At 44.4% G+C, this 12,575-nt stretch carries 10 protein-coding genes; 4 read left to right on the top strand and 6 right to left on the bottom strand.

Translation table 11 applies throughout. The features are described 5' to 3' along the window. Positions 1-50 precede the first annotated feature (50 nt). Together glp and LDL35_RS09670 are read right to left on the bottom strand one after the other, a co-directional pair. A complete protein-coding gene (gene glp, locus LDL35_RS09675; protein ID WP_304022136.1) occupies positions 51-1,352 on the bottom strand; it encodes a gephyrin-like molybdotransferase Glp in 1,302 nt (433 codons plus the stop codon). A 359-nt stretch (positions 1,353-1,711) separates the two neighbouring features. Further along, the gene (locus LDL35_RS09670; RefSeq protein WP_304022135.1) at positions 1,712-3,052 is read right to left on the bottom strand and encodes a molybdopterin molybdotransferase MoeA; all 1,341 of its coding nucleotides are present in this window, start codon (positions 3,050-3,052) and stop codon (positions 1,712-1,714) included. Between the two features lie 330 nt (positions 3,053-3,382). Between LDL35_RS09670 and modA the strand changes: the two genes are divergently transcribed. The 3 genes from modA (at position 3,383) to LDL35_RS09655 (ending at position 6,230) form a co-directional block, all read left to right on the top strand. Continuing rightward, a complete protein-coding gene (gene modA / locus LDL35_RS09665; protein WP_143709465.1) occupies positions 3,383-4,177 on the top strand; it encodes a molybdate ABC transporter substrate-binding protein in 795 nt (264 codons plus the stop codon). 176 nt (positions 4,178-4,353) lie between these two features. Continuing rightward, positions 4,354-5,163: an ABC transporter permease gene (locus LDL35_RS09660; protein ID WP_304022134.1), complete on the top strand. Its 810-nt coding sequence runs from the start codon at positions 4,354-4,356 to the stop codon at positions 5,161-5,163. Beyond that, positions 5,163-6,230, top strand: coding sequence for an ATP-binding cassette domain-containing protein (locus LDL35_RS09655; protein WP_011448952.1), 1,068 nt, complete (start codon positions 5,163-5,165; stop codon positions 6,228-6,230). Before LDL35_RS09660 ends, LDL35_RS09655 begins: the two co-directional genes overlap by 1 nt. 11 nt (positions 6,231-6,241) lie before the next feature. On the opposite strand, the gene LDL35_RS09650 is transcribed toward LDL35_RS09655, so the two are convergent. The 4 genes from LDL35_RS09650 to LDL35_RS09635 are packed head-to-tail and all read right to left on the bottom strand — an operon-like array spanning position 6,242 to position 10,688. After that, entirely contained in the window at positions 6,242-7,240 is a 999-nt protein-coding gene (locus LDL35_RS09650) for a formylmethanofuran dehydrogenase subunit C (protein WP_369694913.1), read from the bottom strand. A gap of 13 nt (positions 7,241-7,253) precedes the next feature. After that, on the bottom strand, positions 7,254-8,954 hold the full coding sequence (locus LDL35_RS09645; RefSeq protein ID WP_011448954.1) for a formylmethanofuran dehydrogenase subunit A: 1,701 nt from the start codon (positions 8,952-8,954) through the stop codon (positions 7,254-7,256). Between the two features lie 13 nt (positions 8,955-8,967). Next, positions 8,968-10,287: a formylmethanofuran dehydrogenase subunit B gene (locus LDL35_RS09640; protein WP_011448955.1), complete on the bottom strand. Its 1,320-nt coding sequence runs from the start codon at positions 10,285-10,287 to the stop codon at positions 8,968-8,970. Next, positions 10,287-10,688 (bottom strand): molybdopterin dinucleotide binding domain-containing protein, encoded by a 402-nt coding sequence (locus LDL35_RS09635; protein WP_011448956.1) that lies wholly within the window; start codon positions 10,686-10,688, stop codon positions 10,287-10,289. The genes LDL35_RS09640 and LDL35_RS09635 overlap by 1 nt, the downstream gene beginning before the upstream one ends. Positions 10,689-11,692: 1,004 nt before the next feature. Here LDL35_RS09635 and LDL35_RS09630 point away from each other — a divergent pair. Then, the gene (locus LDL35_RS09630) at positions 11,693-12,331 is read left to right on the top strand and encodes an FmdE family protein (protein ID WP_304022133.1); all 639 of its coding nucleotides are present in this window, start codon (positions 11,693-11,695) and stop codon (positions 12,329-12,331) included. Positions 12,332-12,575 lie beyond the last annotated feature (244 nt).

Raw genomic sequence — 12,575 nt, 5'->3', positions numbered from 1 at the left:
AAAACGGCTCACCAGAGCCTCACCTCTACCTCTTCACCCTTTACAAGGCCTTACTTTCCTGTCGGAATATGGATAATTCCATCACTATGGAGGAGAGTATTTAACAGTCCTGATTTTCCAAGAACCGGTGTAGCTTCATCGTTTTCAATACGTACCCGGATATACTGCTCACGGCCTCCTTCTGACTTGAGGTCCGTCGCCATTTTTATAGTCTTTTTGTAAATATGCTGACAAGGTGCTCCTTTCATGGCCTGGATCAGATGAACGGCAACCAAAGTCATTACCATGAATGTCGATACCGGATGACCTGGAAGACCGATTACCGGGACATCTCCGCATTGTCCGATAATGGTAGGCTTTCCAGGAGCAATGGAAATTCCATGCACAAATACTTTACCAAGTGATGCAATCGCCCTGAAGGTGATATCATTCCGATCTTTGGAGCTGCCTCCGCTCACGATGACTGCATCGCATTCAGAGGAAGCGGTTTCAATCGTACTTTTTAATTCATCAAGATTATCTCTGATGATTCCGTACCTGACCGGGATTGCTCCCTGTTTTCGTAGGAAAACAGATATCAGGTGCGAATTCACCTCACGAACTTCACCTGTCCGTGGTATCGCCTCTGCAGGAACCAGTTCGACCCCGGTTGATATAATGGCGATTCGGGGATTTTTTCGGACGGAAATCCGCGTTTTCCCAATTGCAGCGAGAACTCCGATATCCTGTGGCCTGAGTGTCGAAGCGACCGGGTAAATAACGGTTCCTGCATGAAAATCTTCATCTTTTGCAATTACGTTCTCCCGGACAACAACCGGTTGGCGAATGAGGACCCTATCACCAACCTGCTCTGCATATTCAATCATAACGACTGCATCAGCACCATCCGGCATCTGACCACCAGTGGGAATATACATACATTCCCCTGACTGAATCTGCCCCTTCTTTGACTTTCCCATAGCAATTGAACCACAAAGAGAAAGGATGACCGGAGAATTTTCTTTCGCTGGATATGTGTCCTGTGCAATCACAGCATATCCATCTTTCCAGGATCTGTCAAATCCCGGAATATTCTCCTGTGTGATGATTGATTCGGCTAAAACCCGACCCTCAGCTTCATCAATCATAATCGTCTCCGTTCCGGTCTGTTTTGCAATGCTTCTTACAGTTCTGACTGCTTCGTCAATTGTAACAACATCAAAAAAAGGTTCTGCCTTTTCTGAAAGAAAGGTTCTCAATTTATTCCCTTTCCCAAGTCCTGAGCCAGTATCATGTCCATGTACCGTATCTGACAATACGGTATCCGGTCCATGGGGGTGACTGGAGATGATCTTCCCGAGTGTACTGTTCATCAATAATAACTTATTCTTCCTGATAATTAACTATTACAATTCGAAATAAAACTAGAAAACCTCCTTTAAGGAGGCATAATTATATTGAAATGGTCATCAGGAACCGGTTCGGAGCTTTCTCACGATCGGTATTACTGGATCTCAAGGTAACCTGATGACCGCACCGAGTTTTGCTGACAAGAGTCAGCACCACATATATGATAGAAAGAGTATTTAAAAATACTTATTTTCATTTACGATATCTGTGATTTAATTAACTTATTTAATTTTAAGGGAAAATGATGAATTTGATTAACTTGATACCGTTTTTGGGTACTTCAAATAACAAATTTTTTAAACTCACCATAAATTGCATTTTTTTAAAATAATTTTGCATCGTACTGATCATGTGGATGTATATGAAAAGGTGATCGAATCATGGTAAGATCCATGACATCCACCTGTTCACCCTTTTTAATTCCTCTGCTTCCCTGGGGGATATGGACAATTCCGTCGCAATGGGTAAGTAGACTAACAAGACCTGCTTTCCGGCTTAATGAAAAGACATAGCCATTGTCAATCCGTACTGGGATGTGATACTCACGATCGGGATGAGCTTTCATGTCATCTCCTGCGATTGCGTGTTCTTTTAAAAGGCCTTGTGTCACAGAACCTTTCATTGCCTGGATGAGATTTGAAACCACAAGCAATAACAACAAATACACTGATGCCGGGTGACCCGGCAGACCAATAATCGGTTTACCTCGAATTGCTCCAATTACCATCTTTTTCCTCGGAGAAATGGACATACCTGACAAGAGGATAGATCCATAATGTGAGATTACTTCAGCCGTACGATCACGCTCATCATGGGCGCTTCCCCCGCTGATAATGATTGCATCACATTCTGAAACAGCCGTGCAAAGCATGTTAGATAGATCAGCCATCCCCTCCCAGGCAATACCATACCGTTTGGGCAGAGCTCCGAGTTTTCTGCACAATGCTGAAATAAGGTATGAATTGGTCTCTCTGACTTCCCCTCTCTTAGGCCTCCCATCTGCAGGGACAAGTTCTGGCCCGGTTGAAAGGATTCCAATAACCGGCATGGCCCTGACCTGTACAGTACAGATTCCAAATCCTGCAAGAACTCCGATATCCTGGGGACGTAGTATCTTTCCTTCAGGGAAGATAATTTCTCCTGCTTTCGCATCTTCATCCTTTCTGATGACATTATCTCCCGGAACCACCGGGCAGTAAATCTCCACGTATGTTTCTTTAAAACAAGCATACTCCAACATTACAACAGCATCTGAACCATTTGGTAATGCTCCCCCGGTTGTAATGCCCATACAGGACCCTTTCGTGAGGATATGAGAAGGTGAATAGCCGTTCTGTATCGATCCTGAAAAGGTTAACCGGATCGGGTTTTCTGGTGTGGCATCTTTAGTATCTTCAGCTCGGACTGCAAAGCCGTCTTTTGTTGAGCGATCAAAACCCGGAATATCATATCTGCAAAAAACCGGAGCTCCCAGGGTATAGCCATCGGCTTCATCAATATATCTGGTTTCGATTTGCGTATCCGGAGCAATTTGTCGTATCAGGTTGACAGCATCCTCAATTGAAGCTGAACATATTGGTACAGTGTCAAAAGAACTGTTCTGCGTAGTATTTTGAGTCTGATTAAAAGTACCTGATAAATAAATGTGTTTTTTATTCTGCATGAATTCCATACATACCCGAGTTTTATACATGTTCATTTCACAATACGATAAATACTCCATGATAGTTGTGACCGGATTTGGGAATATAATGATCCATGTAGCCTTTTGAAAAAATCATTTTCCATGGAGATAATTTTAAACCAAGGTCCTTGAATGAGGATCAAATTTCCTAGTGATTTTCAGGATCATTTTCGGATACTCTGTATTACTATACTTCTCTCGCCCTTTGAATGTAATTTACTAAGTAGGTTTTCGCATGAAATGAATTTAATGTCACTAACTTTAATCAAAAAGAAATCATTATATGTTATCAGTTGGCTAGTAGTACAGATGAAGTATCGATCATGTCTCTTAACAGGACTTGTACTCTTCTTCCTATTTGCGTTCATGTCTGCTCCGGTGTATGGAGCTTTAGAGTCTGATACACTCTTTGTGTATGCGGGAGCTGGACTGAAAGAGCCGATGACAGAAATCGGAACCTTTTTTGAAGAAAAAACAGGTATTAAGGTAGAATATAATTTCGCCGGATCCGGGACTCTTATTACTCAGATGGAACTGACCAAAAAGGGCGATGTTTTTATTCCTGGTGGCACTCCTGATTATGCAATCGCAGAGAATAAGAGTCTGGTAATTGATCCGGTGTATGTTGCCTATCATGTTCCGGTGATCGGTATTCAACCAGGAAATCCACACGGAATTAAGTCTATTTATGACTTTACCAAAGATGGACTCAAGCTCGCACTTGGTGATGTGAATACAACAGCTATAGGAAGACAGGGTCAGAAACTTTTTGAAAAACTGGGTATTGCTGAGGATGTTGAGAAAAATGTCGTCCTTCGTGCACCCACGATAAATGAAGTGGTAACTGCGTTAAAACTGAAGCAGGTTGATGCAAGTCTCATTACCATTGACCAGATAAAAGGAGATGAGATAGAATCCGTTCAATTACCTGATGACGAAAGCCTTGCACTTGTTGTACCCATCGGCCGGACCACCTTTACTACACAGAAAGAGCATGCACAGGAATTTGTAGACTTTGTTTCATCAGATGAAGGAAAGGCAGTATTTAAAAAGCATGGTTTCCCTGTTTATCCGGACCCAGCCTATGCTGATCTGAAGGTATGAGTGAAAAAACATATGATTTTATTAAAAGGGATATTTTACACCCTCTTTCCTGTCTTTTTGAAAGTACCATGCAATAAAACCTCTCACTCCATAAAATCCAGTCGTCCGGATTCGCATGCATATATGGTTTTGGTAAACAAGATAATTCGAAAAATTACATTCTGTATCCCGAATCCATGAAAGGGAAATTTAAGGTGTATTCTGGCTCCTGGTTTCAGGGTTTTCTAATTCTCCTCTCTGGATCTCTGATACTCCTATTCTGCCTGGTATTTACGAGTCTCGTCCTCTGGCCTGACACACATGCCCTTATCCGGGCACTAACTTCCGAAGAGATTTTGTTTTCGATTCAACTGTCCCTGATCACATCACTCATCTCTACCATATTCTGCGCCGTTATTGCTCTCCCTGTTGCATATGCACTTTCCCGATACCACTTTCCAACATCAGGATTCATGGGTATGGTCATCAGCCTTCCCCTCTCCCTCCCACCACTGGTCGCTGGTATTGCCCTTCTGATATTCTTCGGACCATCTTTTTTCGGTAATATTCTCCGCTTTATCGGGATTGATATTGTGTATACCACCACCGCAATTGTTATCGCTCAGTTTTTTGTAAATGTTCCGTATCTAATCAGAGTCATGCGGTCTGCTTTTGATTCAGTACCTCCCCGGTATGAGCATGTGGCAAGAACACTTGGAGCATCTGAATCTGCCGTATTTTTGCAGGTCAGTCTTCCCATGTCCCACCAGGCTCTTCTTGCAGGACTTACCATCACCTGGTCTAAAGCCATGGGAGAGTTTGGAGCTGTCCTAATGCTCGCTGGTGCAACCAAGATGAAAACTGAGACATTGCCAATAGCCCTGTATCTGAATATCTCAACCGGGGATCTTGACCTGGCCATTGCGTCAGCGACCATTTTAATGGCAATCTCGGTAGGAACATTACTTGTCTTTGAACACTGGTTTGGAGTAAAAAGGAAGGTATAGTGCCACTAGAAATTATGGGATTATCCAAAACCCTCGGTGATTTTCATCTCAGGAATGTGACCCTGACAATAGATGATAGTGAATATTTTATCATTCTTGGACCTTCGGGAGCTGGAAAGAGCCTATTACTCGAGACTATAGCGGGAATTTATTCTCCAGATTCCGGAAAGATAATTCTGGATGGTACTGACATAACGGATCGGCCGGCACGACTTCGGCATATAGGGATGGTATACCAGGATTACATGCTTTTTCCATATCTGAACATAGAGAAAAACATTGGATTTGGACTGAGACAACTCAGGCACCCATCTCATGACATCAGAAAAGCGACGGAAGGTATTGCTTCACTTCTTGGAATTACCCACCTCTTATCCCGTCGTCCGGATACCCTAAGTGGCGGAGAACAGCAACGGGTAGCCATTGCCCGTGCCCTTGTCATAAAACCGCGGATTCTTCTGCTCGATGAACCATTGTCCGCTCTTGACGCCATCACTCATAAAAAAATGCGAAATGAGTTAGCAAGAATCCCTATGCTTACAGGTGTGTCTGTCATTCATATCACGCATCATGCAGAGGATCTTATCTCACTTGGGCACCGAACAGCAGTCATGGACAATGGAGCCATCGTGCAAATTGGAAGTCCTGATGAGATCTTTCAAAACCCCAAAACACCCTTTGTTGCTGCCTTCACCGGAATGGAAAATTTATTCTCCGGTATTGCAATGGATAGTCATGAGGGGAAGGTGATCAGGATTGGTCAGGTAAAAATACATGTCATCACCCCATATACCGGCCCGGTTCAATGTGGTATCAGACCTGATGCTCTCATCTTTTCACGCGAACCTTTGAAATCCAGTGCACGAAATGTCCTCATGGCAACGGTAACAAAGATAAGACGAATGGGATCCATTGCATGGGTAGTAATTGATTGTGGAATTTTCCTAACTGGTGTTCTAACCATTCAGAGTTTGTACGAACTCAGGATTGATGAGGGGGATACCATCTTTATTGCATTCAAGGCATCAGCGGTAATGGTATTTCCCGAAGAAACACAAAAAAAATAAAAAAAAAAAGATTATCTCTTGAGTCCGTCGATAAGACGTGAGACCTGCATGGGTTTCATGTCAATATCAAAGGTATCATAGATGTAGGTTCTGACCTGCTGGACGGTTGGCTCCTGACCTTTGAATGCTTCTTTAACCTGTTCAAGTTGTTTGTCGGTCAATTTTTTCTTGCGTTCTGCACGGGCTGCCGGTGCAGCGGCCTCAGCCTTGCCGGATGGAACGTAGATCTTTCCATAGATGATCTCTCCTTTCCGCTTTCCATGCCGCTCGCCCATGTCACCAATCCAGACATGGAACATCTGTTTTTTACCGTCGAGTTCGACTTCTTCCTCACCCTTCAGGATGTAGGTGGGCATCATCCGCTCGACCTGACCAAGGACAAAGATGTCTCCCTTGACCATCTGCCCCCCGACACGGCCTTTTGCATTGCCACGGACGATGATCTTACCGCCTTCTGCATGGGTTCCCAGGTGAACATCAACATTGCCGCCGATATCGATGGTACCGCCGTTCATAAAGGTTGCAGTATCGGATCCTGCGTTGCCCTTCACGATGACCTTACCACCCTGCATCCCTCTCCAGTCTCCACGGTATGAAGCTGCAAGGTAGTTCTTTGCATTCCCGTCAACGATGAACTCGCCACCGGTCATACCAATGGCACAGAATGAGTCAACATTTCCCTTGACATGGATCTTCCCGCCTGCCATCCATGCCGCGGTATACATGTCTGTATTACCCTGAACCTCGATCTCTCCGGCGGTCATCTTCATACCGATGTACTTGACCTTGTCAGTCGGCCCGGAGATGATGATCTTGGTGTCTGCAGCAGTGGCTCCTCCCTTCCCTTCTACAGTGAAGTAGTCGCTGATTTTTGCAGTGGTGTTTCCGAGGTGAACGTGTAATTCTCCAATCTGCTGTGCAGTCTTACCTGCAAAGTGGTCAGGAGTGATGTTTTCTGCTTCAAGGTACAGTTCGGGAACTTTCGTGAGGGTAAGTTTTACTATATCCATTCCTTGTCACTCCTTAGTTGGAATCTACCTCAATGACGTACGGATTTGGTACGTAGTGGTTTGATACCTCGTAGTTGTTCAGGTTCATACTGTAGAACTTGAGGAACTTCATCTGGACATCCCGTTCTACCTGTTCGTTCATCGGGACTTTGGCATCAACCCAGAGGGTACGCTTGTTTCCGTTGTTGATGACTTCACCATTCTCTACAACGAGGGTTCCACTCTTAAAGACATAATCTGCTGCAGAGAACGCCTTCTCGATCTCTTCCGCATCCTTGATCTTGTCTTCGTTCAGGTCATAGACGACCACATCGGCGTCCATTCCAGGGGCAAGACCACCAAAGGTGTCATACAGACCAAGTGATTTGGCAGGTCCGGCTCTGGTCATCTGGGCAATCTCATAGAGGGTCAGTTCACGGTCGATGGAAGCAAGGTTGGTTGCTGCAATGACCTTGTCAGAGTTCTTAAAGCCCTTGAGCATGGCCTGACGTGACTTGTCAGACATAAGCCACTTCATGATACGCGGGTACCGGGTGAATGGTCCTGCATTCGGGTGGTCGGTGGTGATGAAGGTTCTCATCGGATCTTTTGCAAGGAGACCAAGTTCAAGACCAATTGCCCACTGAATGGCACATACCTTGATGTTCGGGTCGTACACGTAGGGAACGATACCAGAGCTGGTCTCAAGTTCGACATCCACATTTGCCCACTTGAGGTGATTTAATGAGGTAAGGTGGTGCTCGAACGGACCGTCGGCGGTCATGGTCGTGGTCTCATCAAGGGTAACACAACCAAGATCCATGGTCATGTTCTTGTTCTTGTTGAAATAATCCGCGATCTCCTTTGCTCCTGACTCAAAGTTTGCCCATGAGTCACCCTTGTAGCTATGAAACTGAACGTGGGTATGGTGAAGGACCTGTTCTCGACCGAACTTGTTGTTTGGTTTGACTCCTTCTGCAATCTTTAAGGTATCAAGGGTTGTGGTATAGTTCCCTGGATTTCCAAGATTGTTTGAGTGGATGTGAATCGAGTGTGGAAGGCCCATCTTCTCGTTTGCAGTCAGAAGACCCTTTACAATCTCTGCGGGGGTGATGTCAAAGTACGGGACCGGATCATTGACGGTTGTACAGTTCTCTCCCCATCCCCATGCTTCAGAGCCACCGGGGTTGACGATCTTGATTGCATATCCTTTGGTTGTCTTGAGCAGCCAGGAGATGTATGCACAGACATTGTCCATCTCGTTGTTTTTCAGGTACTCAAAGACAAACCAGTTATTTCCAAAGACCGGGAATGCTCCTTCGTCGATGATTGGAGTGTCCTTGATCTCTTCATGGACGTGCCGTGCATAAAGTGGCGGCATTGCAGCTTCCATGACGGTGGTGTATCCCATCCGGGCGTATTCATACCCGGTCTTGAAGGTGGTCGGGATTGAGAACCCGCCTGACATACGGGTGTTCTTTCCGGTTGGCTTGTAGGTGAAGAGTTTGTCTTCCGGACGGTAGTTTCTTCCTTCGTTGACTTTTGGACCGGCGACATGTGCATGGACTTCAACTGCACCGGCCATGACCGTCTTGCCCTTTGCATCAATTACTTTCGCCTTATTGGAGACCTTGTCTGCAATCTTTCCATCCTTGATACATACATCGGCAACATCTCCTTTTAATCCAGTCTTTGGGTCGTAGACCTTTCCATTTTTAATGATATATTCGCTCATGATTATTACTCCCTTAATTTGCCTTGAGTTCTTTGACCCTTTTTAAGACTGCTTTCAGGAACTCCTCATCGGTCATCATTCCTTCCGGTGGTTCGACAACTTTTCTGGCTTCAATCGGGACGTTATCCATACGATAGCAGTTGCCACCGACTTCTACTCCCACAAAGGCGACCGGGACATGGACTTTGCAGATGGCGGTGGTCGGGGTGATATGCGGGTCAATTGCGACTGATGGGAGCCGGGAGATCTCTTTGACACATTCCATTGGGAAGTGTGCACCAGGGTCACTGCCCAGGACAAACATGGCATCAATCTCCTTTCTCTTCAGGACTTCGATGGTTCCGGTCTCACCTGGGTTGTACCGTGCAAACCCTCTGGAGAGGTCGACAGAGTATGGGAATCCGAACTGCCAGCCGAGGACCTGACCTGAACCGGTCACATTATAGTGTCCTCTCATGGCTATGATGGAGAACTTGGTGTAGTCATTGAGGTCTTTTGTCAGCATGATGGCTGCATCGATGTTGTGATCCTTTCCAAGGGACTGGGTCACTCCCATACCGAAGAAGATGACTCCGAACCGGCCGGACTTTAAGAGTTCAGCTGCCTCGTAGACCTTTTCCTTCGGGACTCCGGCGATAATATCTCCGGTCAGTTCATTTCCACGGACTGCTGCACGGAGTGCCTGGAGTAATTCATAGTCATACCCCTGTTCAACCTGAAGGTGAACATCTGCAAGGCTTGCGGTATCGGTCGGACGTGGATCCACGACGATGATCTTTCTCTGTTTCTGACCCTTTCCGGTGAAGTAACCACGGGGGAAGATGGAATACCGGGACATGTGGCGGGGGTGTGCATGAGCCGGGTTGCATCCCCAGAAAATAACGCGATCTGCACGGTTCTTGACTTCTCCAAGGGTACAGCTTGGGATACCTACATTCTGCACTGCAATAAGGGTTGTTCCGTGACAGACGGCAGCGGTATTGTCTACCAGTGCTCCACAGAGTTCTGCGATTTCATGTCCGACGCTCTGGGATTCACAATTGGTTGAGGACCAGCCGTACATGGATGGCTTTTTCGCATTTGCCAGCATCTGTGCGGTATATTCGATGGCCTCATCGTAGGTTATCTCTTTGAAGGATCCGTCTTCCTGAAGTTTCTGCGGACGGGTTACCCGGTGTGAGTGATCAGATGCATGGAGGAATTTCTCCGCTCCGATGGCGCAGGCATTCTCAACATTCAGGATCTTTTTTCCTTCATCATCTGTGGTGACAATCAGATCATCGCAAAGAGTCCCACAAAATGGACAGATGACATCAGTACATGTTTTTGACATTATGCATCACCCCAGCACTTAGCCCTGACAAGTTCCAATGAGTTCAGGACTTTTTCCTTCTCTGCTGGTTCAATAGTAATCGGGACTCCTTTAAAAGTGGGCATACCGGTGCTGTACGTTTCAGGGCTGGTCACACTGTTTGCCCATGGTCCCATGGGGATGAAGGCAACGCCCGGATGCGGCCCCTGGGTTGCTTCAATTGCCTTTACGACAACTTCTCCATATTCACTTTTTACCTTGACATTGGTATTTTTCATGATGCCAAGGCGTTTAAAGTCAGAATCATCGATCTCGATGATCCCGCAGGCTTTCATGTATTTATCAGTCTCTTTTCCGCCTTCCATTGACGCACCCTGCTGAATGGTACGTCCGGAAATCAGATTGATGGAAATTGTGCTCATAATGCTCCTCGTAACGAAGAAAATCGCCGATGAACAGTCATACGACCGGAAAGCCGGTTATATGATGCATGTCCCGGAACATGCAGACCTGAAGTACTCTGATTGTCCCGTGATAACAGAAATTTTCTCTTTTCACTATATAAATTCATTGTTTTGCTTTCTTCAAAATGATGATTTATTGGTGAATGAGCAAAAAAAGTTAGCATAATAGGCATTATTAGAAGGATTATAAATATTATAATTAACCCCATAATAATGATAAAATCACGCAAAATTTATGTGCGACATTAGAAGAATTAACATCAAAAAATTAACTCCAATCCATGGTAAAATGCATTCTTATGAAGTTCCGCGCATTATGGTGATTATCGGTGAAAATTCGTCATTCTGTTATTGATTCATGGAAAATTGTGAAAATGTTAATAATTCGTTTTTAATAACGAACCCTAAATTGAGATTACAAACCATATAGAAAGGCAGAATCATTCATGAAGGAAGAACTCGGGAAAATCCTTCACGAATTCGGGTTGATTCTGCCTCTATCACGTTAAACATGTGCCCGGTGGTATATCCGAGCAATACATCATAGAGAGTATGACGTGATAACCGTATCGGTTTTCTCACAAATTATGGTGAAAATTGGTGAAAAAAATTAGGGAGGAATAACCTAATTTAGTTTACTTATACCTATTTTTAGTCATACATATTAATATTCACTATCGCGTGAATAGTTGATCACTTATGCTATAATAATGGTGAAAATATTCTAAAAGTAGTTTACTACCTACTCCATTGTTATCAGTATAAATTATGGTGCCGCAAAAATGTTGATTATTGGTGAGATACTCAACAATATTTTTACATGATTCATTTAACATACTGCATAATCAATAGAAATGGATTTATTATTAGAATGATGAAAATTCTCTCTCGAATGTTTGTGATCATTTCTGAAGAGGTAAACATATCAATTTGTATATGTCTTGAAGTCAAACATTAATTACATGTCCAAACTCGGGGACGAATACTCAAAAGAGGAAATTCTTTCTCTGCTTAAAAAAAATGGGAGTGATCCTACCATTGTTAACTGGTTCGACCAGTGTATTGATTTTCATACATTTCCTGCTCCAGGTCTGCTCATTGGCATTTATATGGTCGATAAGGCTCTCGAGCTTCTGGGGGCAACCCCTGGAGAGAAATTGTATGCAGTGTGTGAAACGACGAAATGTGCACCGGATCCACTGCAGGTAATCACTCACTGTACTACCGGAAATCATCGTCTCACTATTATCCCGATCGGTAGATTTGCACTTACAATGAATCGTCCGAGTACAGACGATCATGCTGTGGGCTTTCGAGTAAAGGTTGATGTGGGAAAACTTGATGGAACTCCAACACTTAAGGCATGGTTTGCTAATTCATCAGATTTTGATGGCATGACCATGAAAAAGAAACTGGTGGAAGAAATTCTGGATATCGGAACCGGAATGTTATCCTGGGAAAAAGTCCGGATACCTGTCAGCCATAAAAAGAAATGGAAGACAGTTATCTGTACGTCATGTGGTGAACCTGTTCCGGACAACCTTGTTGAAAATGGCCTTTGTCCCGGATGTGGAAGTCAGAAATATTACGAAAAAATCTGACATAAATAATCTTCGGGATAGTAATCTCGCTCTCTTTTTTTGCCTGTTCCCTGTTACTCCAATGGTATATGTGTTCGCTATTTTTTTGGGAGGAGAGTATTGATCAGACGGCGGGGATACCTCCGAAATACGATAATAATGTCTTCTGTCTTCTGGATAACTTTGCTGGGACCACCAATGGGTGCGGTGATGTTATCACATGAATCGGTACGAGTTCAGTTATTAATGCATCAAATGATAAAAT

It is taken from the genome of Methanospirillum hungatei (genome assembly GCF_020216685.1).
Lineage (GTDB): Archaea > Halobacteriota > Methanomicrobia > Methanomicrobiales > Methanospirillaceae > Methanospirillum > Methanospirillum hungatei_B.
The sequence above is the reverse complement of the archived record's forward strand: the minus strand, read 5'-3'. Positions and strand labels throughout refer to the sequence as shown.

Coding starts and splice junctions, on each gene's coding strand:
- LDL35_RS09635 (WP_011448956.1), bottom strand. CDS start 10,688: ATGAGCACAATTTCCATCAATCTGATTTCCGGACGTACCATTCAGCAG.
- LDL35_RS09660 (WP_304022134.1), top strand. CDS start 4,354: ATGAAAGGGAAATTTAAGGTGTATTCTGGCTCCTGGTTTCAGGGTTTT.
- modA (WP_143709465.1), top strand. CDS start 3,383: ATGAAGTATCGATCATGTCTCTTAACAGGACTTGTACTCTTCTTCCTA.
- LDL35_RS09670 (WP_304022135.1), bottom strand. CDS start 3,052: ATGCAGAATAAAAAACACATTTATTTATCAGGTACTTTTAATCAGACT.
- LDL35_RS09645 (WP_011448954.1), bottom strand. CDS start 8,954: ATGAGCGAATATATCATTAAAAATGGAAAGGTCTACGACCCAAAGACT.
- LDL35_RS09640 (WP_011448955.1), bottom strand. CDS start 10,287: ATGTCAAAAACATGTACTGATGTCATCTGTCCATTTTGTGGGACTCTT.
- LDL35_RS09630 (WP_304022133.1), top strand. CDS start 11,693: ATGTCCAAACTCGGGGACGAATACTCAAAAGAGGAAATTCTTTCTCTG.
- glp (WP_304022136.1), bottom strand. CDS start 1,352: ATGAACAGTACACTCGGGAAGATCATCTCCAGTCACCCCCATGGACCG.
- LDL35_RS09650 (WP_369694913.1), bottom strand. CDS start 7,240: ATGGATATAGTAAAACTTACCCTCACGAAAGTTCCCGAACTGTACCTT.